The 26,073-nt window shown below is 71.2% G+C and carries 24 protein-coding genes; 3 read left to right on the plus strand and 21 right to left on the minus strand.

The genetic code is table 11. From position 1 onward, the window contains the following. Positions 1–63: 63 nt before the first annotated feature. From C9F11_RS08595 to C9F11_RS08650, 12 genes are all read right to left on the minus strand, one after another. Positions 64–2,871 carry a DEAD/DEAH box helicase gene (locus C9F11_RS08595; RefSeq protein WP_171075675.1) on the minus strand — a complete coding sequence of 936 codons (2,808 nt, stop codon included), beginning with the start codon at positions 2,869–2,871 and terminating at the stop codon, positions 64–66. Between the two features lie 105 nt (positions 2,872–2,976). Further along, a complete protein-coding gene (locus C9F11_RS08600; protein WP_138958687.1) occupies positions 2,977–3,867 on the minus strand; it encodes a diacylglycerol kinase in 891 nt (296 codons plus the stop codon). 101 nt (positions 3,868–3,968) lie between these two features. Continuing rightward, complete coding sequence (gene tatC, locus C9F11_RS08605) at positions 3,969–4,865, minus strand: twin-arginine translocase subunit TatC (RefSeq protein ID WP_138966246.1); 897 nt, start codon at positions 4,863–4,865, stop codon at positions 3,969–3,971. A gap of 95 nt (positions 4,866–4,960) precedes the next feature. Continuing rightward, positions 4,961–5,248, minus strand: a complete 288-nt coding sequence (gene tatA, locus C9F11_RS08610; protein WP_138958688.1) for a Sec-independent protein translocase subunit TatA — start codon at positions 5,246–5,248, stop codon at positions 4,961–4,963. Between the two features lie 305 nt (positions 5,249–5,553). Beyond that, the gene (locus tag C9F11_RS08615; RefSeq protein ID WP_138958689.1) at positions 5,554–5,751 is read right to left on the minus strand and encodes a hypothetical protein; all 198 of its coding nucleotides are present in this window, start codon (positions 5,749–5,751) and stop codon (positions 5,554–5,556) included. A gap of 9 nt (positions 5,752–5,760) precedes the next feature. Beyond that, positions 5,761–6,003, minus strand: a complete 243-nt coding sequence (locus C9F11_RS08620; RefSeq protein WP_225987050.1) for a phage terminase large subunit family protein — start codon at positions 6,001–6,003, stop codon at positions 5,761–5,763. Between the two features lie 550 nt (positions 6,004–6,553). Then, positions 6,554–7,591 (minus strand): WYL domain-containing protein, encoded by a 1,038-nt coding sequence (locus C9F11_RS08625; protein WP_249401645.1) that lies wholly within the window; start codon positions 7,589–7,591, stop codon positions 6,554–6,556. A gap of 17 nt (positions 7,592–7,608) precedes the next feature. After that, the gene (locus C9F11_RS08630) at positions 7,609–8,655 is read right to left on the minus strand and encodes a WYL domain-containing protein (RefSeq protein ID WP_138958690.1); all 1,047 of its coding nucleotides are present in this window, start codon (positions 8,653–8,655) and stop codon (positions 7,609–7,611) included. A gap of 254 nt (positions 8,656–8,909) precedes the next feature. Then, on the minus strand, positions 8,910–9,284 hold the full coding sequence (locus C9F11_RS08635; RefSeq protein ID WP_030684314.1) for an FKBP-type peptidyl-prolyl cis-trans isomerase: 375 nt from the start codon (positions 9,282–9,284) through the stop codon (positions 8,910–8,912). A gap of 64 nt (positions 9,285–9,348) precedes the next feature. After that, complete coding sequence (locus C9F11_RS08640; protein WP_138958691.1) at positions 9,349–10,341, minus strand: FKBP-type peptidyl-prolyl cis-trans isomerase; 993 nt, start codon at positions 10,339–10,341, stop codon at positions 9,349–9,351. A 174-nt stretch (positions 10,342–10,515) separates the two neighbouring features. Next, entirely contained in the window at positions 10,516–11,877 is a 1,362-nt protein-coding gene (gene pafA, locus C9F11_RS08645) for a Pup--protein ligase (protein ID WP_138958692.1), read from the minus strand. Positions 11,878–11,886: 9 nt separating this feature from the next. Next, positions 11,887–13,161, minus strand: coding sequence for an MFS transporter (locus C9F11_RS08650; protein ID WP_138958693.1), 1,275 nt, complete (start codon positions 13,159–13,161; stop codon positions 11,887–11,889). A 145-nt stretch (positions 13,162–13,306) separates the two neighbouring features. Between C9F11_RS08650 and C9F11_RS08655 the strand changes: the two genes are divergently transcribed. Beyond that, complete coding sequence (locus tag C9F11_RS08655; RefSeq protein ID WP_249401646.1) at positions 13,307–14,368, plus strand: LacI family DNA-binding transcriptional regulator; 1,062 nt, start codon at positions 13,307–13,309, stop codon at positions 14,366–14,368. A 39-nt stretch (positions 14,369–14,407) separates the two neighbouring features. Here C9F11_RS08655 and prcA read toward each other — a convergent pair whose 3' ends face one another. The 6 genes from prcA to arc form a co-directional block, all read right to left on the minus strand. Then, entirely contained in the window at positions 14,408–15,187 is a 780-nt protein-coding gene (gene prcA / locus C9F11_RS08660) for a proteasome subunit alpha (protein ID WP_138958695.1), read from the minus strand. Positions 15,188–15,235: 48 nt separating this feature from the next. Continuing rightward, positions 15,236–16,081: a proteasome subunit beta gene (prcB, locus tag C9F11_RS08665; RefSeq protein WP_138958696.1), complete on the minus strand. Its 846-nt coding sequence runs from the start codon at positions 16,079–16,081 to the stop codon at positions 15,236–15,238. Further along, the gene (locus C9F11_RS08670; RefSeq protein ID WP_346347231.1) at positions 16,033–16,539 is read right to left on the minus strand and encodes an endonuclease VII domain-containing protein; all 507 of its coding nucleotides are present in this window, start codon (positions 16,537–16,539) and stop codon (positions 16,033–16,035) included. The genes prcB and C9F11_RS08670 overlap by 49 nt, the downstream gene beginning before the upstream one ends. Positions 16,540–16,638: 99 nt before the next feature. After that, a complete protein-coding gene (locus C9F11_RS08675; protein WP_030356241.1) occupies positions 16,639–16,857 on the minus strand; it encodes a ubiquitin-like protein Pup in 219 nt (72 codons plus the stop codon). Between the two features lie 131 nt (positions 16,858–16,988). Beyond that, positions 16,989–18,500: a depupylase/deamidase Dop gene (dop, locus tag C9F11_RS08680; protein ID WP_346347232.1), complete on the minus strand. Its 1,512-nt coding sequence runs from the start codon at positions 18,498–18,500 to the stop codon at positions 16,989–16,991. 260 nt (positions 18,501–18,760) lie between these two features. Beyond that, the gene (gene arc / locus C9F11_RS08685) at positions 18,761–20,527 is read right to left on the minus strand and encodes a proteasome ATPase (RefSeq protein ID WP_138958698.1); all 1,767 of its coding nucleotides are present in this window, start codon (positions 20,525–20,527) and stop codon (positions 18,761–18,763) included. A gap of 254 nt (positions 20,528–20,781) precedes the next feature. On the opposite strand from arc, the gene C9F11_RS08695 reads away from it, so the two are divergent. Next, positions 20,782–21,096 carry a ferredoxin gene (locus C9F11_RS08695; RefSeq protein WP_138958699.1) on the plus strand — a complete coding sequence of 105 codons (315 nt, stop codon included), beginning with the start codon at positions 20,782–20,784 and terminating at the stop codon, positions 21,094–21,096. A 129-nt stretch (positions 21,097–21,225) separates the two neighbouring features. On the opposite strand, the gene C9F11_RS08700 is transcribed toward C9F11_RS08695, so the two are convergent. From C9F11_RS08700 to C9F11_RS08710, 3 genes are all read right to left on the minus strand, one after another. Next, on the minus strand, positions 21,226–21,810 hold the full coding sequence (locus C9F11_RS08700) for a hypothetical protein (protein ID WP_138966250.1): 585 nt from the start codon (positions 21,808–21,810) through the stop codon (positions 21,226–21,228). A gap of 231 nt (positions 21,811–22,041) precedes the next feature. Beyond that, complete coding sequence (locus C9F11_RS08705) at positions 22,042–22,944, minus strand: tRNA (adenine-N1)-methyltransferase (RefSeq protein ID WP_138958700.1); 903 nt, start codon at positions 22,942–22,944, stop codon at positions 22,042–22,044. A gap of 56 nt (positions 22,945–23,000) precedes the next feature. Beyond that, positions 23,001–24,524, minus strand: coding sequence for a site-2 protease family protein (locus C9F11_RS08710; protein WP_249401647.1), 1,524 nt, complete (start codon positions 24,522–24,524; stop codon positions 23,001–23,003). Positions 24,525–25,177: 653 nt separating this feature from the next. Here C9F11_RS08710 and C9F11_RS08715 point away from each other — a divergent pair. Next, the gene (locus C9F11_RS08715; RefSeq protein WP_138958701.1) at positions 25,178–26,068 is read left to right on the plus strand and encodes a RecB family exonuclease; all 891 of its coding nucleotides are present in this window, start codon (positions 25,178–25,180) and stop codon (positions 26,066–26,068) included. Positions 26,069–26,073 lie beyond the last annotated feature (5 nt).

Raw genomic sequence — 26,073 nt, forward strand, 5'->3', positions numbered from 1 at the left:
CCCGCCGAGTCACCCGGCGGGGGCCACACCCTTCGCTCACCGTCCACGCCGACGGCGCCGCGCTCAGCCGACGGAGCTGTACGCCACCACTCCGCGAAGGAGCTGGTCGACCGCCTTGCGGGCGTTCCTGGCGACCGTGCTGCCCTCGCCGGAGGCCGCCGCGGAGATCTGCCCGAGCACGTCGATGACCTGCTTGCACCAGCGCACGAAGTCACCGGCGGGCATCTCCGCCTCGCGCAGCACCTCGTCGAGGCCCTTGCCGCTCGCCCACATGTACGCCGCCCAGGCGAAGCCCAGGTCGGGCTCGCGCTGGCCGACGCCCTCGGTCTGGCTGATCCGGAACTCCTCCTCGAGGGCGTCGAGGCGGCCCCAGATGCGGACCGTCTCGCCGAGCGCGGCCTTGGCCCTGCCGGAGGGCAGCTTGGGCGCGAGCGCGTCGTCGCTGAGCCGCGCCTCGTACACCAGCGCCGAGACGCACGCGGCCAGCTCGGCGGGGTCGAGGCCCTCCCACACCCCGGCGCGCAGGCACTCGCTGGCCAGGAGGTCCAGCTCGCCGTACAGCCGGGCGAGGCGCTTGCCGTGCTCGGTGACCTCGTCGCCGCGCAGATAGTCCAGCTCGGTCAGGAGGGCGACGATGCGGTCGAAGGTGCGCGCGACGGTGTTCGTCCGGCCCTCGATGCGGCGCTCCAGCTGGTGCGTGTCGCGCTTGAGGCGGTGGTAGCGCTCGGCCCAGCGGGCGTGGTCCTCGCGCTCGTCGCAGCCGTGGCAGGGGTGGGCGCGCAGCTCGGTGCGCAGCCGGGCGATCTCCCGGTCGTCGGCGGCGGCCGCGCGGCCCTTGCGGTGCCGCTCGGGCGCGATGTGCCCGGCCTTGGTGCGCAGCGCGGAGGCCAGGTCGCGCCGGGACTGCGGGGAGCGGGCGTTGAACGACTTGGGGATGCGCATCCGCTCCACGGGCTCCACCGGCACCGGGAAGTCCATCGCCGCGAGCCGCTTGACCTGCCGCTCGGCGGTGAGCACCAGGGGGCGCGGGCCGTCCTGGTGGTCGAAGCCGCGGTGGCCGTTGGCCCGCCCGGCGGGCAGGCCGGGGTCGAGGACCAGGGCGAGGCCCGCGTACTTGCCCGTCGGCACGTGGATCACGTCGCCCGGCTTGAGCTTCTCCAGGGCGGCCGCCGCGGCGGCCCTGCGCTGCACGACGCCCTGCTTGGCCAGCTCGGTCTCGCGGTCCTTGAGCTCCCTGCGCAGCCGCGCGTACTCCTCGAAGTCGCCGAGGTGGCAGGTCATGGAGGCCTTGTAGCCCTCCAGGCCCTCCTCGTTGCGCTGCACCTGGCGGGAGATGCCGACGACCGAGCGGTCGGCCTGGAACTGCGCGAAGGACGTCTCGAGCAGCTCGCGCGAGCGGTGGCGGCCGAACTGCGCGACCAGGTTCACCGCCATGTTGTACGACGGCTTGAAGCTGGAGCGCAGCGGATAGGTGCGCGTGCCCGCGAGGCCCGCCAGGTGCTCGGGGCTCATGGCGCGCTGCCAGAGCACCACCGCGTGGCCCTCGACGTCGATGCCCCGGCGCCCGGCGCGGCCGGTCAGCTGGGTGTACTCGCCCGGGGTGATGTCGGCGTGCTGCTCGCCGTTCCACTTCACGAGCTTTTCCAGGACGACGCTGCGCGCGGGCATGTTGATGCCGAGGGCGAGGGTCTCCGTGGCGAAGACGGCCTTGACCAGACCGCGGACGAACAGCTCCTCCACGACTTCCTTGAAGGTGGGCAGCATGCCCGCGTGGTGGGCGGCGATGCCGCGCTCCAGGGCCTCGAGCCACTCGTAGTACCCGAGGACGTGCAGGTCCTCGTTCGGAATGGAGGCCGTGCGCTCCTCGACCAGTTCGCGCACCGCCAGGCGCGCCGTGTCGTCGTTCAGCCGCAGGCCCGCGTACAGGCACTGCTGGACGGCGGCCTCGCAGCCCGCGCGGCTGAAGATGAACGTGATGGCGGGCAGCAGGCCCTCGGCGTCGAGCCGCTCGATGACTTCGGGGCGCGAGGGCGTCCAGATCCGGGACCGCTGGCGGCGCTCGCGCTCGCGGTCGGCCTCGCGGACCATCTTGCCCTTGCGGCGGTCGCGCGGGTTGTACCCCCGGCTGGCCTCCATGCGGGCCATGCGGGTCAGGTCGGGGTTGACCGTCTTGCGGCGGCCCTCCTCCTCGAAGAGGTCGTACATCCGCCGGCCGGCGAGGACGTGCTGGAACAGCGGCACCGGCCGGTGCTCGGAGACGATCACTTCGGTGTCGCCCCGGACCGTGTCGAGCCAGTCGCCGAACTCCTCGGCGTTCGACACCGTGGCCGAGAGGGAGACCAGGGTGACCGACTCCGGCAGGTGGATGATCACTTCCTCCCAGACGGCGCCGCGGAAGCGGTCCGAGAGGTAGTGCACCTCGTCCATGACCACGTAGCCGAGGCCGAGCAGGGACTGGGAGCCCGCGTACAGCATGTTCCGCAGGACCTCGGTGGTCATGACGACCACCGGCGCCTCGGAGTTGACGCTGTTGTCACCGGTGAGCAGGCCGACCCTGTCCGCGCCGTAGCGCTTGGCGAGGTCGGCGTACTTCTGGTTGGAGAGCGCCTTGATCGGCGTGGTGTAGAAGCACTTCTTGCCCTGCTGGAGGGCGAGGTGCACGGCGAACTCGCCGACGATCGTCTTGCCGGAGCCCGTGGGCGCGGCGACCAGCACGCCCTTGCCCGCCTCGAGTGCCTGACAGGCCTCGATCTGGAAGGGGTCGAGGCCGAATTCGTACATCCCGCGGAAGGACGCGAGTGCGGTGGCCTGCTCGGCAGCGCGCTGCCGCGCTGCCGCATATCGCTCGGCCGGTGAGAGGTCCTCTGTCATCGTGCTTTCGAGCCTACCGGCCACCGCTGACATCGGACGATCATTATCGGGGCCGACGGAAACACTCCAGGTCAGGGGCGGGGCTCCCGGTCGGGAGCCGCCCCTTCAGGGGCCGAGGACCCGGACGGCAGCGGGGACGCACTCCGCGGTCAGGGGCAGTGCCCCGAGCCGCTCCCCGTCGGCGTACGCGGTGACGTCCGGGGCCGCGAGCTCGACCTTCGCGGCGCGGTGCACGGTGACCTTGGGATGGCCCAGATGCGTTCCTCTGTAGACCCGCGGGAACACCGTCAGGAGCGTGGTGCGGCTGCAGGCGCCGACGACCGTGACGTCGAAGAGGCCGTCACTCGTGTCGGCCCCGGCGCAGATCCGCATGCCGCCCCCGTACGAGGAGCCGTTGCCGACCGCGACCAGCGTGGCCTCGATCTCGCGCACCTCGCCGCCGTCGAGGGTCAGGCGGTACGGGATGGGCTTGAGGGCGGCCAGCTCGGCGACCATCGCCAGGTCGTACTTGAAGCGTCCGGCGGGCCGGCGCATGCGGTTGCCGCGGTCGTTGACCCGCGAGTCGAAGCCGGAGGCGAGGACCGTGCCGAACCAGGTCTCCCCCACCCGGCCGAGGTCGACGTCCCGCGTCCGGGCGCCCTTGAGCGCGTCGGCGACCAGCGCCCCGGCGGCCGCGGGCGCGCGCACGGGCAGGCCGAGGGCGCGCGCGAAGTCGTTGCCCGTGCCCACGGCGATCACGCCGAGCGGGGTGCGGGTCCCGGCGACGGCCTGGAGGGCGAGGCTCGCCATGCCGTCGCCGCCGACGGCTATCAGCGCCCCGGTGCCGCCGTCGACGGCGGCGCGGGCCCGGCGCAGCGCGTCCCCGGCGTCCTCGCCGATGACGGTGCGCACCGAGAAGCCGGACGCGCGCAGCGCCGCTGCGGCGGGCTGGGCGGCGTGCGCGCCGCGGCCGCGGCCCGCGGTGGGATTCACGAAGAGGGTGATCTCGCTGGTCACTGGGCGGACCCTACACAGCGCGCCGCCCGGCAACCAGAAGGGGCCGGACGCGATGGGCGTCCGGCCCCTGTGCTGTGCTGCGCTCCCGATGACGCCGGGGGTCAGGTGACGTCGTCGTAGCCGTTGTACTTCGATGAGCGGCCGCTGTCGCCGTTCACCTGCTCCGGCACGGTCCTGGCCGCGGGGACGGGCTCGTTGTCGTCCACCGGCTGCGGCGTGAGGTCGAGCTCGGAGGCCTCGTCGTCGTCCAGCTCCGCGTCCGGGTCGGCGCGGCGGCGACGCTTGTCGTTGAGGATGGAGAAGCCGACGGCCAGGAAGTACAGGACCACGATGGGGCCCGCGAGGGCGATCATGCCGAACGGGTCGGTCGTCGGCGTCGCCACGGCGCCGAAGACGAACACGCCCATCACGACTCCGCGCCACCAGGTGAGCATGCGGCGTCCGGTGACGATGCCCGTCATGTTCAACATGACGAGCAGCAGGGGCAGTTCGAAGGAGACACCGAAGACCAGGACCATCCGGACGCTGAAGTCCAGGATCTTGTCCATCGGCAGGATGTTCTCCGAGCCGTCCGGAGTGATGCTCAGCAGCACCCGCATGCTGATGGGCATGATCTCGTACGCCAGCCAGGCGCCGCCGAAGAACAGCGGCACGGCGGCGGCGACGAAGGCATAGGTGTACTTGCGCTCGTTCTTGTGCAGGCCGGGCGCGATGAAGGCCCAGAGCTGGTACAGCCAGATCGGGCTGGCCACCACGACACCGACCATGAGGGAGACCTTCACCGTGGTGGTGAACGGCGAGAGCAGGTCCATGTACGCGACCTTGGCGCAGACACCGCCCGTGGTGGGCTTTCCGTCCTCGCAGCGCGGCACGGGGTCGGAGAGGAACTCCATGAGTTCCTCGCTGTAGAACGCGGCGATGATCGACACGACGACGATCGCCAGCATTCCCTTCGCGAGCCGGTTGCGGAGCTCACGCAAATGGTCCGCGAGGGGCATCCGCCCCTCGGGGTCCCTCTCCTTCTTGCGGGCAGACTTGAGCAACCCACGTCCTCATCTCGTGCGGCAGGCCGGCCGCCGGGGCCGGCCTTGGGTCAGCGCTTCGTCGTGTGGTCGGTCGGCTCGGCGACCGGACGGGAGCTGCTCACATCGCCGGGAGCCGCCTGGATGGTGCGCTGCTGCGGAGCGGTCGTGTCGGCGGGCGGGTCGGCCGGGGCGGCCTCGTCCTGCTTGCCGTCCGACTTCATCGCCTTGGCCTCGCTCTTGAGGATGCGCGCCGACTTGCCGAGGGACCGGGCCATGTCCGGGAGCTTCTTCGCACCGAAGAGCAGGACCAGGATGACGAGGATCAGGATGATCTCGGTGGGGCCGAGCCTACCCATAGCTGTCTACCTTCTTCACCGAGGCGTCAGATTTCGGGACCGGCTGTCGGACAGTCGTCCGACCACCGGGCTTGGCAGCGATCGTAACCCCCTGGAGTAAACGCGGGGCAATCCCCGTGCATACTCCCAGTTGCGGCCCGCGCCTCACATTTCGGACCACTTCAGCAGCGTACCCGCAGGGTCGGGGGAGGCGGCAGGCCGCATACCGGTGGGCGACGGCCACCTCGGCAAGTCGCCCCGCGGTCCGGTCCGGTGTCACCCCTCGCCCGTCCGGCCTCCGCGGGCGCCGCGCCGTCCGCGGGCGCTCAGCCGACGTCCCGGCTCGCGCGGGCCACCCCGGCCGCCGCCCGCTCCAGGTCCTCGGCGGCGCTGTTGATCCGCCGTGTGGTCTCGGTCACTTGCCGCCCGAGCCGCTGGGCCTCCACGAAGACCTTGATCGCGAACACACCCAGAACGGCGAGACCGCAGAATCCCACGGCCACCGCCAGCATCGCCCAGAACATGCGTCGAGCCTAGACGGTGGAGTGCAGGCGCAGCGTGCGCACCCCGCCACCGGTGAGGAGTTCGACGATGCGCTCCCCCGCGGGCTTGCGCACGGCGGTGCCGCACTCGGGGCAGGTGAAGGAGTAGAAGGTGGTGCGGCGGCTGGCACCGATCGCCAACCGCAGCGCACCCGCCGCCAGTTCGAAGCGCGCGCGGCAGTCGGGGCAGGCGGCCTTGAAGAGGACGGCCACCGGGCGGGGCGTAAGGGGCATCAGTGACATACTGCGCAAGTCTCCTCGGCTCTGTTCTCCGCGCTCTCCACACTCCACCGCGCGGGCTCCCACACACCACCGCGCGAGCGCTGCGGCCTCGCTCCGATCCGCCGCGGCCCCGTCCCGCGTCGCACCTCGCCGTCGTGCGTCGGCACACGGTCGCACCTCGGCCCGCGCCACCGCTTCGGCGCACGGTCGTGCCCCGGCGCACGGCCACGCCCGGGCACGCGGTCGCACACGGCAGAGGGGTCGCGTCGGGCCGCCGGGTCGCGCCCCGGCCGGAACTGGCCCGATGACCCACGGTCAGGTCCGGGTGCGAGCCCGCCCGACGACGCACGGTCACGCCCTGCCGAGAACGGAATCCACCCCGCGCCCACGGCCCTCGCCGCGCCCCCGGGCCGCGCCGCGCGACCGCGCCGGACGGCACCGCTCCCCCGGCCCCGGTCACAGCCACCGCCGACCGGCATCCGCGCCCCGGTGGAGCACCTGCTACGGGCGCCGGCTTCCGGACGATCCGCCGCCGCGCGCTCCCTCACCGTGCCCCGCGCCCTCACGCCCCACGCTCACCCGACGCGCCGGGACCCGGCGCGAGGGGCTCACGCCCGTCCCGCTCGCCCTCGCACGCCAGCTCGTCGTACGCGGCCAGCGCCTCCCGGGCGGCCTCGCGGGCGCTGTCCGCCAGGTCCCGCGGCGAGACGATGCGGCCGTCGCCGCCCAGGCGCAGCGCCAGACGCCGCAGCGACGCCGGGTCGGGGGTGCGCAGGGTGATGCGCAGACCGCCGTCGGGCAGCTCCTCCGCGCTGTCGTGCGGGTAGTACTCCGCGACCCAGCGGCCGCCGGGACCCACCTCCACGACCACCTCGGGATCCTCGGCGGCGGGCTGCACCAACGCCTCCGACAGGTCCCGCAGCTCGATCTCCGGCGGCGCGGACGGCTCGTCCAGGACCTTGATCTCGGCGACCCGGTCGAGCCGGAAGGTGCGCCGCGCCTCGGAGCGGCGGCACCACGCCTCCACATAGGTGTGGCCGACGCTCACCAGCCGGATCGGGTCGATCTCGCGCTCGGTCAGCTCGTCCCGCGCGGGCGAGTAGTAGCGGATCCACAGCCTGCGCCGCTCCGAGATCGCCCGGTCCACATCGGCGAAGACCCCGCCCTCGGACTCGAACGTCACCGAGAGCCGCGAGCTGGCACCGGCCGCCTCACCGGCCGCCGCCTCCAGCTTCGCGGTGGCCCGCAGCAGGGCGAGGCGGTCGCTCTCGCGCAGGCCCGGCAGCGTCGCCACCGCGCGCGCCGCCACGAGCAGCGCCGTCGCCTCGTCGGCGGCGAGCCGCAGGGGCTCCGCCGCGTCCGCCCCAAGGGCGTCCGGATTGTGCCACCAGATGCGGTCGCCGTCCGTGTCGATGTCGAGCAGGTCACCCCCGCGGAAGCTGGTCCCGCACAGCGGCAGGACGTCCAGGTCGGAGATCAGCTCGTCCTGGCTGATGCCGAAGGCCCGCGCGACGTCCGCGACGCGCGCTCCGGGGCGCTCGCGCAGATAGGTCACCAGGGACAGCATCCGCCGGGTCTGGTCGATGGCGTTCGCGGCCATTGCTCGCTCTCGTCCCCTCAGCCCTTGGCCACGGCACGCAGCCGGTCCACCACGTCGGCCCGCAGCTCGGCGGGCTCAAGCACCACCACGTCGGGCCCGAACTCCACCAGCCAGGCGTCGAGCCCGTGCCCGTACGGAATCTCCAGCTCGTCCCAGTCGCCGTCCAGCTCCCGCGTGCCCACGGCGCGGGCGCGCAGCGGATAGCCCGCGCCCTTGCGCAGCCGGATCAGTGCGGTGCGGTCCGCCTTCTCGCCCGCCCAGCTCGCCACGGTCTCCCGCACGGTCACCACGTCGGGCACCTCGGCCCGGAACTTGCCCGCCCGCGAGCGGACCTTGCCCGTGATGCGGGAGAGGCGGAAGACCCGCTCGTCCTCGCGGTCCCGGTCCCAGCCCGCCAGATACCAGTGGCCGCGCCAGCACTCGAGCGCCCACGGCTCGACGTGGCGCTGCCCGGGCCGGGCCGCCGTCGCCTTGCGGTAGTCGAAGACGACCGGCCGGCGGTCACGGCACGCCAGCATCAGCGGTTCGAACGCCGCCTCGTGCACGGGAATGCGCGGCTCCAGGGCGCCGTGCGCCTCGTACGGATCGACGCCCTCGGGCAGCCCCGCCGCCCGCAGCTTGTGCAGCGCGCCGCTCGCGGCACCGGCGAGCCTCGCCTGCTGCCACACCTTCGCGGCGACGCCGAGGGCCGCGGCCTCCTCGGCGTCCAGCGTGATCGGCGGCAGCCGGTTGCTGTCCCGGCGGGCGAGATAGCCCGTCTCGCCGTCCAGGTTCTCCACCGTCTCGATGACGAGGCCCAGCTCCCGCAGATCGTCCTTGTCGCGCTCGAACATGCGGTTGAAGGACTCCTCGGCCGCCGCGGCGGCGGCCCCCGGTCCGGCGGCCGCGCCCCTGCCGGACCCGGCGGCACCCCGCCCCGGCCCGAAGGCGGCGCCCCTCCCCGGCCCGAACGCTTCGACGTACGCCTCGATCGACTCCCGGAGCTCACGCTTGCTGAGCGGACGCCTCGTCCCGAGCAGACACAGCGCCAGACTCATCAGCCGCTCGGCCTTGGCAATGGCCATCGACGCCCTTTCTCGGCCGTGCTCCCCGGTGGACGGCCGCCCGCCGCCCCAGGTGCCCCGCTCACCAGTGCTTCCGAACGATGACCGTACCGCTACGGCGTGTCGTGGCAAAAGCCGAGGGCACGGCGCACGCCCCGGGCGCCCGTCCGCGGCGGTGACGGAAGACGACGCGGGGGCCCGTGCCGACACCGGCACGGGCCCCCGCGGACAACCTCAGCCGCACGGCACGAGCCGCCGCGGCCGGGTCAGCCGTCTCAGACGGACACGAGGTCACAGACGAAGATCAGCGTCTCACCCGGGGCGATGCGGCCGCCACCGGCGCCACGGTCGCCGTACGCCAGGTGCGCCGGGATGGTCAGCTCGCGACGGCCGCCGACCTTCATGCCCTGCACGCCCTGGTCCCAGCCGGCGATGACCTGTCCGGCACCGAGCTGGAACTCCAGCGGGTTGCCGCGGTTCCAGGAGGCGTCGAACTCCTCACCGGTGGAGAAGGCCACGCCCACGTAGTGGACCTTGACGAAGTCGCCCGCCTTGGCGACGGCGCCGTCCCCCTCCCAGAGGTCCTTGACCTGCAGCTCAGTGGGGGGCTCACCGACGGGGAAGTCGACCTCGGGCTTGTCGATGCTCACGAAAAACTCCTGCTCATATGCGTGATGGGCAACCGGGACAGTCTGCCATCCGTCCCAGGGTCGATCACATCTTGGCGAGGATGTCCACGGAGAAGACCAGCGTGGAGTCCTTCTTGATGGGGCTGTTCTGCGGCGGCTTGTCCGCGTACCCGTCCTTCGGCGGGACGACGACCAGGACGCGGCTGCCGACCTTCTTGCCGGTCAGGCCCTGGCGCCAGCCCGGGATGACCTGAGCGAGCTGGAACTGCGCGAGCTGACCGCTCTTGTACGAGGAGTCGAACTCCTTGCCGTCCGCCCACAGCACGCCCTTGTACTGGCACAGGAGCGTGTCGCTCTCCTTGACCTCGTCGCCCTCGCCCTCGATGACGTAGGTCGCCACGACCTTCTTGGGGGCGGCCGTCTTCGGCACGTCGACCTTGGGGGCCTTGCCGTCGGTGTTCGTCCCGACCTTCGGCAGGTCCTTGTTGTCCTGCGCCACGTCGTCGCCCTTGGCGGAGCTCTTCGGGCCGTACGTGTTCACGATGTCGACGACGAAGACCAGGGTGTCCGTGCCCTTGATGCCCGCCTGCTTGTTGCCCTCCTTGCCGTAGCCGAGGGCCGGGGGGATGGCGAGCTCGACGCGGCTGTCGACCTTCCTTCCGACCAGACCCTGGTCCCAGCCGGGGATGACCTGGCCGACGCCGATCGGGAAGATCGTGGGCGCCTTGCGGTCGTAGGAGTTGTCGAAGACCTTCGCGGTGTCCCAGATCTGGCCCAGGTAGTGGGCCTGGAGATAGTCGCCCTTGGCGACCTCGACGCCCTTGCCCGCGATGATCGTCTTCACCGCGAGATCGGTGGACGGCTTGCCGGAACCCTTGGCCACCGTCGGCTTCTCACCGAACTTCGTGCCCTTCGTGATCTCGGGCACAGGTCCGTCGACGATCTTGCCCTTGGGGGGCGTGGAGTTCGTCGGGGAGTTGCTGTCCTTGGGCTTGGCCTTGTCGGACTTGTCGTCACCACATCCGGCCAGGGTCAGCAGGCCGGCCGGAACGGCCAGGAGGAGTGAGCGTCGGCGCACGGTGGGGGCCTCGTATCGTTCGATCTTGTCAGTTGGCGTGCGCGCAACTCTACGCAGTGAGAAGGGCGCCGCACGAGGAACGTGCGGCGCCCCGCGTTGCGTTCCCGCCACGCACTGACGTCTCACCGGTCCCGGGGACCGGCCGAACGACGGCGGGCCCGGCCCGCCGGCCCCTCACATCCCGGCGATGAGCTTCTCCACCCGGTCGTCCACCGAACGGAAGGGGTCCTTGCACAACACCGTGCGCTGCGCCTGGTCGTTCAGCTTCAGGTGCACCCAGTCGACCGTGAAGTCCCGGCGCTGCTCCTGGGCCCGGCGGATGAAGTCGCCGCGCAGCCGCGCCCGGGTCGTCTGCGGCGGCACCGACTTGCCCTCGAAGATCTTCAAGTCGTTGCAGATCCGGGCGGCTTGCCCCTTCCGCTCCAGGAGGTAGTACAGGCCCCGGCGGCGGTGGATGTCGTGGTACGCGAGGTCTATCTGGGCGACCCTCGGGTGCGACATCGTCATGTTGTTCTTCGCCCGGTAGCGCTCGATGAGCTTGTACTTCATCACCCAGTCGATCTCCGTGGCGATGCGGTCCAGGTCCTCGGACTCGATCGAGTCCAGGGTGCGCCCCCACAGCTCGAGGACGCGCTCGACCGTGCCCGTGCGGATGCCGCGGCGCTCGACGAAGTCCACCGCCTTCTCGTAGTACTCGCGCTGGACCTCCAGGGCCGAGGCCTCCCGGCCGCTGGCGAGGCGGACCTTGCGGCGGCCCGTCGTGTCGTGGCTGACCTCGCGGATCGCCCGGATCGGGTTCTCCAGGGTCAGGTCCCGCATCACCGTGCCCGCCTCGATCATGCGGAGCACCAGATCGGTCGCGCCGACCTTCAGGAGCATCGTCGTCTCGGACATGTTCGAGTCGCCGACGATCACGTGCAGGCGGCGGTAGCGCTCGGCGTCGGCGTGCGGCTCGTCACGCGTGTTGATGATGGGACGGGACCGCGTCGTCGCCGACGACACGCCCTCCCAGATGTGCTCCGCCCGCTGGCTCACGCAGTAGACGGCGCCCCGCGGCGTCTGCAGCACCTTGCCCGCGCCGCACAGCAACTGCCGGGTGACGAGGAACGGAATCAGGATGTCCGCGAGGCGCGAGAACTCACCGTGCCGTGCCACGAGATAGTTCTCATGGCAACCATATGAGTTTCCCGCCGAGTCGGTGTTGTTCTTGAACAGATAGACGTCACCCGCGATTCCCTCCTCGTGCAGGCGGCGCTCGGCGTCGACGAGCAGGCCTTCCAGAATGCGCTCGCCGGCCTTGTCGTGGGTGACCAGCTCGGTCACGTTGTCACACTCGGGTGTCGCGTATTCCGGGTGTGAGCCCACGTCGAGATACAGGCGGGCGCCGTTCCGCAGAAAGACGTTGCTGCTGCGGCCCCATGACACAACACGGCGGAAGAGGTAGCGCGCCACTTCGTCAGGCGACAGACGGCGCTGTCCCCTGAACGTGCACGTGACACCGTACTCGTTCTCCAGCCCGAAAATGCGGCGGTCCATGCCAGAACATTACGCCCGATGCCCCGCACTGAAACCGGGTTCGACGGTACCGTTTCGATCAGTTTCTGAAGCGGTCGCACCGGCCTCGGCCGCGACGACCACACCCGCACCACGCACCACGAGCACCCTCCTGGTGCACAACAGCACCAGCACGGCGGCCGCTCCGGCGAGGCCCGGCACCGCGAAACCCCACTCCGTGCCGCCCTGCTCCACCACCGGTCCACCGGCCGCCGTGCCCACCGCGGTCCCCACCGTGAACGTCGTCACCAGCCACGAGAACGCCTCCGTGACCGTGCCCCGCGGAGCGTGCCGGTCCACCACGATGAACGCGCACGCGAGCGCCGGCGCGAGGAACACCCCCGCCAGCGACGTCAGCACCACCATCCCCACCGCGCCCGGCGTGAGGACCAGCGGCAGATAGAAGACCGCGAGCAGCGCCACCAGGACCACAAGGCGCCGCTCCGGCACCCCGCTCCACGGCCGCGCCCCGTAGACCACGCCGCCCAGCAGGGCCCCCAGGCCCAGGCCCGCCATCATCCAGCCGTAGACCGCGTCGCCGCCGTGCGCGTCCGCGTAGCTGACGCCCGCCACCGTGATCGCCCCGAGCGCGGTCCCCACGCACAGGAACGCGCCGAGGAGCGCGAGCAGCCCCGGCGAGCGCAGGGCCCCGAGCCAGTGCGCCTCCCGGGGCGCCGAGCGCCACGCGCGCGAGGGCCGCGACACCACCACCGACAGCGCGCCGAGCACCCCGATGGCGTTCACCACCAGGAGCGCCGCCTGCGCCGACCACAGCGACACGATGCCCGTCACCAGCAACGGGCCGACGGTGAACATCACTTCCTGCGCCACCGCGTCCATCGCGTACGCCGTGTGGACCTGCTCCTCCTTGCCGAGCACGTCCGGCCACAGCGCCCGCAGACCGCCCTCCAGGGGCGGCGTGAACACTCCGGCGATCACCATCGCGAGATACGCGGCGACCGGCGCGTTCGGCCCCGCGACCGCGAAGAGCGCCATGCCGAGCGCCGACGCCACCGCCGCCGGCAGCATCACCCGCGGCTGCCCGTACAGGTCCACCAGCCGTCCCAGCAGGGGCTGGCCCACCGCCGTCGCCACCCCGTACACCGCCGCGAGGGCACCCGCCAGGCTGTACGTCCCGCCCTCCGCGCGGACGAAGAGGACGATGGCGATGGCCGCCGTCGCATTGGGCAAACGGCCCACAAGTGTGCCCGCGAGCAGCCGCGTCGCGTAGCGCGCGCGCAGGATCTCGCCGTAACCGGAAGCCATCAGTGAGCTCTCCTCGCCCGCCCGTGCGCCGCAGCGCCCCGAGTGTTACGTATAACGTCGCGGGGTCATACGTACCATGAGCGCTGTTCACAGTCCACCAAGTACTCCGCCCCGCGGCGGCGACCACCCACACCAGGAGACGTCCGTGGCAAGGCCCCAGCACGACACCACGGCCCCCCGCCCCACCAGCCGCGACGTCGCCCGCGCAGCCGGCGTCTCGCAGGCCACCGTCTCCCTGGTCCTCGGCGAGAAGTGGCAGGGCCGCGTCGCCGAGCGCACCGCCGAACGCGTCCGCGCCGCCGCCCGCGAACTCGGCTACCGCCCCAACCTCGCCGCCCGCAACCTCCGCCTCGGCCGCACCCGCACCGCGCTCCTCGTCGTCCCCGCGCTCACCAACGAGTTCTTCGCCCGGCTGCACACCGGCGCCGCCCGCGTCGCCGCCCGGCACGGCTTCAGCGTCGTCCTCTACCCCTCCCCCGACAGCGTCGGCCCCAGCGGATCCACCACCCAGGCGCCCCGCGTCAGCGACCCCTTCGGCTCCGCCCGCGCCGCCCTCGACGGCGTCCTCGCCTCCTCCATGGCCTCCGAGGCCCTCGCCACCCTCCGCGGCGACGCCCTCCCCCTCGTCATGCTCGACAGCGACCCCGCCCACAGCCTCGGCGCCGCCACCGTCAACCTCGACATCGCCGACGGCACCCGCCAGGCCACCGAGCACCTCCTCGCCCTCGGCCACCGCGACCTGCTCCACCTCACCGCGGACATCGACTCCTGGACCTTCGACGTACGCCGCCACACCCTCGCCGCCACCCTGCACGGCACCGGCGCACGCCACCGCACCGTCAAGGCCGCCCTCACCGTCGACGAGGCCCGCACCGCCACCGAAGCCGCCCTCACCGCGCCCGGCCCCCGGCCCACCGCCCTCATCTGCGACGACGACGTCCTCGCCGCGGGCGCCTGCAAGGCCGCGCGCCGCCTCGGCCTGCACGTCCCCGACGACCTCAGCGTCACCGGCTTCGACGACCTGACCCTCGCCACCGCCGTCGAACCCGAGCTCACCACCGTCCGGCTGCCCGCCGAGGACTTCGGCGAGCAGGCCATGACCACCCTCCTGGACGTCCTCGACGGCCGCACCCCCGAGCCCGCGCCCCTGCCCGTCCAGCTCGTCGTCCGCGGCTCCACAGCACAGAGCCCCGCACCCCGGCGCTGACGCACCGGGGCACGGGGCCCTCCGCGAAACCTCGGACCGCTACTCCTGGGACGAACCGCCCTCGGAGGTCTCGCCCGACTCGGCGTCGGCCTCCGCGTCCGAGGACGCCTGAGCCGCGGCCTCGCCGCCGAGCAGCCGCTCCAGCTGGCCGCCCACGATCCGCTTGAACTTGCGCTGCTGCGGACGCGTCCGGTCCAGAACCGCCACTTCGAGCCGCTCCGCCGGGATCTCCCGCTCACTGCCGTTCGTATCCCGCGACAGCGACTGCACCGCCAGCTTCAGCGCCTCCGCGAGGGTCATCCCGTCCCGGTGCCGCTGATCCAGATACGTACTGATCTGCTCCGCATTGCCGCCGACCGCGACCGAGCCGTGCTCGTCCACGATCGAGCCGTCGTGCGGCAGCCGGTAGATCTGGTCCCCGTCCGGGGTCGTACCGACCTCCGCGACGACCAGCTCCACCTCGTAGGGCTTCTCGGCATTGGACGAGAAAATCGTGCCCAACGTCTGCGCGTACACGTTCGCCAGACCACGGGCCGTCACATCGTCACGGTCGTACGTATATCCCCGCAGATCCGCGTAGCGGACACCGCCAATTCGGAGGTTCTCGTACTCGTTGTACTTGCCGGCCGCGGCGAAACCGATCCGGTCGTAGATCTCGCTGAACTTGTGCAGCGCACGGGACGGGTTCTCACCGACGAACACAATGCCGTCGGCGTACTGCAGCACAACCAGACTGCGACCGCGAGCGATGCCCTTGCGGGCGTACTCCGCCCGGTCGGCCATGGCCTGCTGGGGTGAGACATAGAACGGCGTCGACACCGGCTATCCGTCCCTTTCTGTCAAAACTTCACAACAACAACGGAGTACTCAGAGCAGTGCTGCGCGGGGCCCGTCCGGCTGCTCGAGACGCCGCTCCAGAATCGAGCGCGCGATCGCGGAGGACTCCTCCTCCGACAGCCTCCGGAAGCCCTCCTCGGAGATCACCGTCACGATGGGATAGATCCGGCGCGCCACGTCCGGGCCGCCGGTCGCGGAATCGTCGTCCGCCGCGTCGTACAGCGCCTGTACGACCAGCGTCGTCGCCTGCTCCTCCGTCAGGTCGTCGCGGTACAGCTTCTTCATGGAGCCGCGCGCGAACACCGAACCGGAACCCGTCGCCGCGAAGCCGTGCTCCTCGCTGCGGCCGCCCGTCACGTCGTACGAGAAGATCCGGCCCCGCTCGCGGTCCACGTCATACCCCGCGAACAACGGGACCACGGCCAGGCCCTGCATCGCCATGCCCAGATTGCTCCGGATCATGGTCGACAGGCGGTTCGCCTTGCCCTCCAGGGAGAGCTGGACGCCCTCGACCTTCTCGAAGTGCTCGAGCTCCAGCTGGAACAGCTTGACCATCTCCACGGCCAGACCGGCCGTACCGGCGATGCCCACCGCCGAGTACTCGTCGGCCGGGAAGACCTTCTCGATGTCACGCTGCGCGATGACGTTCCCCATCGTCGCCCGCCGGTCGCCGGCGAGCACCACGCCGCCGGGGAACGTCGTCGCGACGATGGTCGTGCCGTGCGGCGCCTCGATCACGCCCTGCGTCGGCGGCAACGTCCGCTTGCCCGGGAGCATTTCCGGCTGGTGCGAAGCGAGGAAGTCCACGAAGGACGAGGACCCAGGCGTCAGGAAGGCAGCCGGTAGACGCCCGGTGCTACGAGTGTTGGCTTCCACGGGTTTCCTTCCAAGTAATCAGCGGCCCGGCTCATGGCGTCCGTGTCCTCCGCCAACAAGCCGATGGCTGTATTGCAGTTGAAGCAGAGTACGCCCCGGACCCTACCCGTCTCATGGCAGTGATCCACATGCTCCGCCGGGGCTTTGAGGCAGATCACGCACAGCCCCCTCTGGGCTGCGATCATCTCGTCCCGCTGCGCTTCGGTCAGCCCGTACTTGCTTTTGAGGTGCGCCTCGCGATCCTCGATGGCCCGACACGCTTTACAGCGCGACGACAGGCCATCTGAGGCGTTCGCGTTGCGGTGCCACTCACTGTGGGGCTTCACCTCATCACACCCGTGACAGCGCTTGCATCCGGTCGGCACAGCAGGGTTCTTGAGCTCGCGACGTTCCCGCCGCTTCCTTTGATCCCACTGCTTCGCATACTCGCGAGCGCAGACCTTGCAGTAGTCCTGCAAGCCGTCGTCCCGCCCCTTGTGCCGACCGAACGCACTGACAGGGAGGGACTCCTCACAGCGAGGGCATCGCTTCACTTCCCTGGCGTTCACGTACGTGGACTACTGTCCACCCTTCTGCACGAATGACCTCACGAAGTCCTCTGCGTTCTCCTCGAGTACATCGTCAATTTCGTCAAGAACCGAGTCGACGTCGTCGCTCAGCTTCTCCTGGCGCTCCTTGAGGTCCTCGGAAGCCTGCGCGTCCTGGGTCTGCTCCTCGACCTCCTCGGTGGAACGCGTCGCCTTCTGCTGTCCGCCGCCGGTGTCCTTGGTCGCCATCTACCTCACCCCGCTCGGTTAGACGTTCTTGATCAGACCCTACAATCCGGGTCCGACATCGGCCCCGCACTTCATGGAACGTGCGGGGCCCACCTCTGTGATTCCCCGGCCGTCGCGCTTTCAGCCGCGGTTCAGCCTCCGGAGAGCACGCGGACCAGATCTTCCGCCGTGCGACACCGGTCGAGCAGCTCCTTCACGTGATTACGCGTTCCGCGAAGGGGCTCCAGGGTCGGGACCCGCTGGAGGGAGTCCCGGCCGGGAAGGTCGAAGATCACCGAGTCCCAGGAGGCCGCCGCGACGTCGTCGGCGTACTGCTCCAGGCAGCGGCCGCGGAAGTAGGCGCGGGTGTCCTCGGGGGGCTTGGTGCGGGCCCGCTCGACGTCGGACTCGTCCAGGAGCCGCTTCATCTTGCCGCGGGCCACGAGGCGGTTGTAGAGGCCCTTCTCGGACCGCACGTCGGCGTACTGGAGGTCGACCAGGTGCAGCCGGGCGGCGTCCCAGTCGAGGCCGTCACGGCGGCGGTAGCCCTCCATGAGTTCCCGCTTGGCGACCCAGTCGAGCTCTCCGGAGAGGCTCATCGGGTCGTGCTCCAGACGGTTGAGCACGTCCTCCCAGCGGGCCAGGACGTCCTTGGTCTGGTCGTCGGCGTCAGCTCCGTAGCGCTCTTCGACGTACTTGCGGGCCAGCTCGAAGTACTCCATCTGGAGTTGTACGGCCGTCAGGGTGCGGCCGCTACGGAGCGTGATCAGGCGCTGGAGGGACGGGTCGTGGGAGACCTGGTGGAGGGTGCGGACGGGCTGGTCCACGGCGAGGTCCACGGCGATGAAGGCGTCCTCGATCATGGCGAGGACGAGGGAGGTGGTGCCGAGCTTCAGATAGGTGGAGATCTCCGAGAGGTTCGCGTCACCGATGATCACATGGAGGCGGCGGTACTTCTCGGCGTCGGCGTGGGGCTCGTCCCGGGTGTTGATGATGGGCCGCTTGAGGGTGGTCTCCAGGCCGACCTCGACCTCGAAGTAGTCGGCGCGCTGGCTGATCTGGAAGCCGTGCTCGTGGCCGTCCTGGCCGATGCCGACGCGGCCCGCGCCGGTGACGACCTGGCGGGAGACGAAGAAGGGCGTGAGGTGGCGCACGATGTCCGAGAAGGGGGTCTCCCGCTTCATCAGGTAGTTCTCGTGCGTGCCGTAGGAGGCGCCCTTGTTGTCGGTGTTGTTCTTGTAGAGGTGGATCGGCTGGGCGCCGGGGAGCTGGGCCGCGCGCTCGGCGGCCTCGGCCATGATGCGCTCGCCGGCCTTGTCCCAGAGGACGGCGTCGCGGGGGTTGGTGACCTCGGGCGCGCTGTACTCGGGGTGCGCGTGGTCGACGTAGAGGCGTGCCCCGTTGGTGAGGATGACGTTGGCGAGGCCGATGTCCTCGTCGGTGAGCTGGCTGGCGTCGGCGGCTTCGCGGGCGAGGTCGAAGCCCCGTGCGTCCCGCAGCGGGTTCTCCTCCTCGAAGTCCCAGCGGGCGCGTCGCGCCCGGTGCATCGCCGCGGCGTAGGCGTTGACGATCTGGGACGAGGTGAGCATGGCATTGGCGTTGGGGTGGCCGGGGACGGAGATTCCGTACTCCGTCTCGATGCCCATTACTCGCCGTACGGTCATGCGGCCCTCCTTGCCCGGCGGCGCCCTCGGTCGGGGGCGCAGCTCAAGTACCGCTGGTGCTCCGGTGCGTGTGCGGTGCCCGTCCCCGCACTGCGCGACTCGGCGGTAGGAAAGAGCCTAGAACGCCTCTGCGCTGGTGGGGAGATCATTTTCTGCTTTGCTCTCGCTGGGTTCGGGACGCGGCCGCGAGGTGTCCGCGAGCGGCGGAAAACAGTCGGCTGCGGGTACCCGTGGAGGGCACCCGCAGCCGCCCTAATTTCCTACAGGTACTGACCGGTGTTCGCCACCGTGTCGATGGAGCGTCCGGTGTCGGCGCCCTGCTTTCCGGTGACGAGCGTACGGATGTATACGATCCGCTCGCCCTTCTTTCCGGAGATGCGGGCCCAGTCGTCCGGGTTGGTGGTGTTGGGCAGGTCCTCGTTCTCCTTGAACTCGTCGATGCAAGCCTGGAGGAGGTGAGCGACCCTGAGGCCCTTTTGGTTCTGTTCGAGGAAGGCCTTGATGGCCATCTTCTTGGCGCGGCCGACGATGTTTTCGATCATGGCGCCGGAGTTGAAGTCCTTGAAGTAGAGGACTTCTTTGTCGCCGTTGGCATACGTGACTTCGAGGAAGCGGTTCTCCTCGGATTCGGCGTACATCTGCTCGACGACGGACTGGATCATCGCGTGCACCGTGGCGGCCTTGTCGCTGCCGTGCTCGGCGAGGTCGTCGCCGTGCAGCGGGAGGCGCTGGGTGAGGTACTTGGCGAAGATGTCCTTGGCCGCCTCGGCGTCCGGGCGCTCGATCTTGATCTTCACATCGAGGCGTCCGGGGCGCAGGATGGCGGGGTCGATCATGTCTTCGCGGTTGGAGGCGCCGATGACGATGACGTTCTCCAGGCCTTCCACGCCGTCGATCTCGGCGAGCAGCTGCGGGACGATGGTGTTCTCCACGTCCGAGCTGACGCCGCTGCCGCGGGTGCGGAAGAGGGATTCCATCTCGTCGAAGAAGACGATGACGGGGGTGCCCTCGCTCGCCTTCTCCCGGGCCCGCTGGAAGACCAGGCGGATGTGGCGCTCGGTCTCGCCGACGTACTTGTTGAGGAGCTCGGGCCCCTTGATGTTGAGGAAGAAGCTCTTCCCCGCGGGCTGGCCGGTGACCTCGGCGACCTTCTTGGCAAGGGAGTTGGCGACGGCCTTGGCGATGAGCGTCTTGCCGCAGCCGGGCGGGCCGTAGAGCAGGACGCCCTTGGGCGGCCTGAGTTCGTGCTCCTTGAAGAGGTCGGGGTAGAGGTAGGGGAGCTCGACCGCGTCGCGGATCATCTCGATCTGGCCGCCGAGGCCGCCGATCTTGTCGTAGCTGATGTCCGGGACCTCTTCGAGGACCAGTTCCTCCACTTCGCTCTTCGGTACGACCTCGTAGACGTAGCCGGAGCGGGGTTCGAGCAGGAGGGCGTCTCCGGCGCGGATGGTCACGTCCAGGAGCGGCTCGGCGAGCCTGACCACCCGCTCTTCGTCGGTGTGCCCGAGCACGAGGGCCCGTTCGCCGTCCTCGAGGATCTCCTTGAGGGTGACGATGTCTCCGACGCGCTCGAACTCCATGGCCTCGACCACGTTGAGCGCTTCGTTGAGCATGACTTCCTGGCCGCGCCTGAGCTCGTCGAGCTCGACGCTCGGGCTGACGTTCACCCGGAGTTTGCGGCCGCCGGTGAAGATGTCGGCGGTGCCGTCCTCATTCGCCATGAGGAAGACTCCGAAGCCTGCCGGCGGCTGTGCGAGCCGGTCGACTTCTTCCTTGAGGGCCACGATCTGGTCGCGGGCCTCGCGGAGGGTGTTGGCGAGCCGTTCGTTCTGTGCGGATACGCCGGCCAGGTTGGTCTGCAGCTCGACGATCCGCTCTTCGAGAATCCTCGTGTGCCGCGGAGAGTCGGCGAGCTTGCGTCGCAGGACGGCGATTTCCTGCTCGAGATAGGCAACCTGACCGGCTGGGTCTTCAGACCCTCGCCCCGGCCGGATGCCGCGGTTGATGTCGTCGTCGTGGGCTGCCACGGTCCTCACCTCCTCCAAGGGGAGCTGGACGCTTCCTGACCCTACCTGGGTGGGTGCTGATTGAAACCCCTAGATCACAAAGACGGTGGGGGTGTGTCCGATCTTCACCCTTGCGCTCTCCCTCACGCCAGGGGAATACCCACCGAACAACATCGGAAAGCTGCCGGTTGTAGGGTCGAACTGTTCAACACCCGTCAGGGGTGGCCGGACTTGCTGCAAAGTCGGCCGGGCCTGGCGCAGTTTCGGCAGGAGAGATGACCGTGGGGCACGACGCTCGGACCGTCGGTGAGGGGCAGGACTCCCTCGAGGTCTGGATCGATCAGGATCTGTGTACCGGGGACGGGATCTGCGCTCAGTACGCGCCTGAGGTCTTCGAGCTGGACATTGACGGTCTGGCGTATGTGAAGGATGCGGACGACGAGCTGTTGCAGGCTCCTGGGGCGTCGACGCCGGTTCCGCTTCCGCTGTTGCGGGACGTGGTGGACTCGGCGAAGGAGTGCCCCGGGGACTGTATTCACGTACGTCGGGTTTCGGACAAGGTCGAGGTCTATGGGCCCGACGCAGAGTGACCGAATAGCTTCGCTGCGTTAGCGAGCGCGTGTCACCTGGGCCCGTATCCGCCGTGTGAGGCGGGTGCGGGCCCTCTTCGCTGTCTCCGGGTGTCATCGGGCGGGGCGGGTGGTGCCGGGCCCGGCCCGTCACACGCTGCGGGCCTCGCCGCTTGTCGAGCGGGTGAACGCGCCGTTCTTCCAGCGCCACTTGGTCGCGTCGCGCCGGTCGGGGCAGCAGCGGGGCACGTCGGGCGAGGAGTAGCCGAGGAGCGTCGCGGAGACGGTGGTGCCGCGCACGCGCAGGTCCTGGACGGTGCTGCGGTCCTTGGGGTCGACGAGGGTGGCCACGATGCGCGGGGCGCCCCGGTGGGACCTGGTGAGGACGTAGACGCCGTCGGGCGGGGTGCCGGAGCCCGCCAGGCAGTGGACGGCGACCACCGCTTCGGAGCGGCCGTCGCCGTCGAGGTCACCGGTGGCCTTCTGGGCCACGACGGGCTTGGCGGTGCCGCAGTTCAGGGGGTACGCGACGGCCGCCGGGTCGGGTGCGGGGGCGGCGGCCTTGGATTCCGTTTCGGTGCGCGTCGGGGCGGCGGTGGCCGGGTCGGGACCCAGGAAGGCGGAGGCCGCGACGACGGCGGCGAGGGCGGCCGCGGTGGCGACCCAGTGGATGGGGCGCGTGGCCCACGGCTGGTTCACCGCGTGAGCCAGTTCCGGGACGGCGGGGTGCTGCACGAGGAGTGTCTCCTGTGAGGGCTGTGCCGGTGGTGGTGGGATGGCCAGCATCGTGTCACACCTCACAGGGGCGCGGAACACCGGGGTACGGCCTGGTCGCGGGTGCTCAACAGGACGGCGCCGCCGCCGGGTTCCCGTGCTACTTCGGGAACTCGGCGACGGCGCCGGTGCGTTGGAAACGGCGGGTGTGGCCGCCGTGGTGCTGCCGCGGGGCCCGTCGGGGCCGGTGCCTCAGCGGGGGTTGCCGCCGTCGGCGTTCGGACCGCTGTAGTCCTCGCCGTAGGCGCCCTTGGCGGGGCGACGGCGGCGCATGGGCGGCTCGACGCCGTCCGCGAGGCGGCGGGCGGTGAGCAGGAAGCCGGTGTGCCCGATCATGCGGTGGTCGGGGCGGACGGCCAGGCCCTCGATGTGCCAGTTGCGGATCATCGATTCCCAGGCGGTCGGCTCGTTGAAGCCGCCGAGCTCGCGGATGGACTCGACGGTGCGGGCCAGCTGCGTGGTCGTGGCGACGTAGGCGCACAGGATGCCGCCGGGGACGAGCGCCTTGGAGACGGCCTCCAGGCACTCCCAGGGGGCGAGCATGTCGAGGATGACGCGGTCGACCTCGGTGTCGGACAGATTGTCCTGGAGGTCGCCCACGGTGAGCTGCCAGGCGGGGTGGGGGCCGCCGAAGTAGCGCTCCACGTTCTGCTGGGCGATCTCGGCGAAGTCCTCGCGGCGCTCGTAGGAGTGCAGCATGCCCTGGTCGCCGATGGCGCGCAGCAGGAAGGCGCTGAGCGAACCGGAGCCCACCCCGGCCTCGACGACGCGGGCGCCGGGGAAGATGTCGGCGAAGGCCAGGATCTGCCCCGCGTCCTTGGGGTAGACCACGGCGGCGCCGCGGGGCATGGACAGGACGTAGTCGGGGAGCAGGGGGCGCAGCGCGAGGTACGCGACGTTCCCCGTGGTGCGGACAACACTGCCCTCGGGCGCGCCGATCAGCTCGTCGTGCGGGAAGGAACCCTTGTGGGTGTGGAAGTTCTTCCCGGCTTCGAGCGTGAACGTGTAGTGGCGTCCCTTGGGGTCGGTGAGCTGGACCTGGTCCCCGACCTTGAAGGGCCCGCGACGGCGGGCGGCACCGGTCGGTTCGGACATGTGACCAGCCTACCGGCCGTGGCGGGTGCCGCCGACCACCGGCGGGGCGGGGCGGCTCAGGTGGGCCGGGCCATGGCCTTGACGAAGGCGCGCTCGACGTCGGCCGCGGACAGGACTCCGTAGATCTCGCCCGAGGTCTCGACGACGAGGTACTCGGTGGCGGGGGTGGCGCGCAGCCGGTCGAGCAGCTCCTCGCCCGCGAGGTCGGCGGGGACGCGCATGCCCTCGGTGATGTCCTGGGCGAGGCCGCTGACCGTGACCCAGGGGCGGCGGTGCTCGGGGACGCCGACGATGGCGGCCTCGCGGACGACGGCCATGGGGTCGCCGTCGGTGTCGACGACGACGAGGGCGCGGGCGCCGGCCGCGTTGGCCCGGCGCAGGGCCTCGGACAGCGGCGTGTCGGTCTCCACCGGGACGGCGCGCCGGGTCAGGGCGCGGGCGCGCAGCTCGGGCAGGTGCTCGCGGAGGCGGGCCATGCGCAGGCTGTTGCCCGCGCCGGTCCAGATGATGGCGGCGAGGATCGCGGCGAGCAGGGCGTCGGTGACGGTGTCCATGCCGCCGAGGTCCTGGGCGTCGCCGCCGAGCGCGCCGGACTGGTTGAGGACGGGCAGTCCGACGAGGACGGAGATGGCGAGGGCGCGGCCGACCCAGGCGGCGGCGACGGTGCCGCTCATCGGCCTGCCGGTGATCTTCCAGACGACGGCGCGGAGCATGCGGCCGCCGTCCAGGGGCAAGCCGGGCAGCAGGTTGAAGATCGCCACGATGAGGTTGGAGATCATCAGGCCCGCGAGCAGGACGCCGGGCACGGTGTCGGGTTCCACGGCGCGCATGGCGACGTAGAAGACACCGGCGAGCACGAGGGAGAGCAGGGGGCCGACGAAGGCGAGCACGAACTCGCGGCCGGGGGTCTCGGACTCCTTCTCGATCTCGCTGACGCCGCCGAAGAACTGGAGCTGGATGCGGCGCACCGGCAGCTTGAAGCGGAGGGCGGCCACGGTGTGGGCGAGTTCGTGCACGAGCACGGAGGCGTAGAAGGCGACGGCGAAGAACAGCGAGACGAGATAGCGGGCGCCGCCGAGCTCGGGCAGGACGCGGTCCAGTTGGTCGCCGAAGACCCAGGTGATGAGGGCGGCGACGAGGAACCAGCTGGGCGCCACGTACACGGGCACCCCGAAGGGGCGGCCCATGAGGAGACCGCCGCCGGGGTTCTTGGGCTGCTCCTTGGCGGGGTCGCCACCGGCGCGTCCGCTGCTCGCCGCGGGGCGCGGCTTGCCGATGTCCACGCGGGGCGGCGTGGGCGCCGGGGGTTCGGGGGCCGCCGGGGGTTCGGGGGCCCGCGCGGGGTTGGGCCGCGAGGCCGGTGCCGGGGGGCTGGTGGGCGCGGCGGTGCCGGGCTCGGGGGTCTGGGGCTCCGTGGTCTGGGGCTCCGTGGGCTCGGGCCTCGCTGCCGGGGAGGCGGGGGCCTCGGGCCTGGGGGTCTCGGGCTCGGAAGCCCCGGGCTTCGGCGTCACGGGGACCTCGGGCTCGGGGGCCGCGGGCCTCGGCGCGGCGGACTCGGAGGCCGCGGGCTTCGGTGCCACAGGGACCTCGGGGTCGGAGGCCGCGGGTTCGGAAGCCGCAGGCTTCGGTGCCACGGGGCCGGAGGCCGCAAGCGCAGAGGCTGCGGCCTCGGGAGCCTCGGCCTCGGGGGCTGGAGTCGTGCGCTTCGGGGCCGCGGGCTCGGAAGGCCCGGGCTTCGGCGCCGCGGGCTCGGGCGCCGTAGGGGCGGAGGCGGCGGGCTCGGTGCTGGGCGGTTCAGGCGTCGCGGGCTTCGAGGGCTGTGGCAACGCCGGGGCCGAGGGCTCCGCGGGGGTGCCGCCCGTCGGGGAGGCCGAACGCTCCGCGGGAGTGCTGTCCGTCGAGGGGGCCGAGGGTTCGGCGCCGCCGCTCGTCCGCTCCGGAGCCGGGCCGTCCGTCGTCCGCTCCGGGGCCCCGGCCGTGGGGTCCGGTGTCGGCTCGGGGCCGGGACCGTCCGTCTCCGGGCGTGCCGGATGCGCGCCCGCCGGGTCGCGCTCGGGCGTGCTGTCGGACCGCGGCCTGCCGCTCCCGCCGCTTTCGTCCACGGTGTCCCCTCGTTCGAAGCGTCCCCCGCTCCTGCCGTGGGCGCGGGTGCACGCACGATCATGCAGGGCGAGAGGGTCTGTCGTCGATGGTATGCGGCCGTTGTCAGTGGTGGGTCGTAGGGTCTGGGGTCATGGAGACCAGGACCGACGCCGCCGCGGCGTCCGCGACGGCCGCGCGCCCGGCCTCGCTGTCGCCCTCGCGCGCCAGCGACTTCATGCAGTGTCCGCTGCTCTATCGCTTCCGGGTGATCGACAAGCTGCCGGAGAAGCCGAGCGAGGCGGCCACGCGCGGCACGCTGGTGCACGCGGTCCTGGAGAGGCTCTTCGACGCGCCCGCGGCGGAGCGGACCGCGCCGCGCGCCAAGGCCCTGGTGCCGGGCCAGTGGGACCGGCTGCGGGAGGCGAAGCCGGAGCTGGCCGAGCTGTTCGCGGACGACGCGGAGGGCGAGCGGCTCGCGCGCTGGCTCGCGGACGCGGAGCGCCTGGTCGAGCGGTGGTTCACGCTGGAGGACCCCACGCGTCTGGAGCCTGCGGAGCGGGAGCTGTTCGTGCAGGCCGAGCTGGAGTCCGGCCTGAAGCTGCGCGGGATCATCGACCGGGTGGACGTCGCGCCCACGGGCGAGGTCCGGATCGTGGACTACAAGACGGGCAAGGCCCCCCGCCCGGAGTACGCGGAGGGTGCGCTGTTCCAGATGAAGTTCTACGCCCTGGTGGTGTGGCGCCTGAAGGGTGTGCTGCCGCGCCGCCTCCAGCTGGTGTATCTGGGCAGCGGCGACGTGATCACGTACGACCCGGTGCCCGCGGACCTGGAGCGGGTCGAGCGCAAGCTGCTCGCGCTGTGGGAGGCCATCGTCGCCGCGACGGAGACGGGCGACTGGCGGCCGCGGCCGACGAAGCTGTGCGGCTGGTGCGACCACAGGGCCGTCTGTCCGGAATTCGGCGGCACTCCCCCGCCGTATCCGCTCGCGGTGAGGCCGCCCGAGTCGGGCGGCGACGAGCAGGGCAGAATGGGCCCGGGCTAGGCGAA

The sequence above is a fragment of the Streptomyces sp. YIM 121038 genome (assembly GCF_006088715.1).
Classification (GTDB): domain Bacteria; phylum Actinomycetota; class Actinomycetes; order Streptomycetales; family Streptomycetaceae; genus Streptomyces.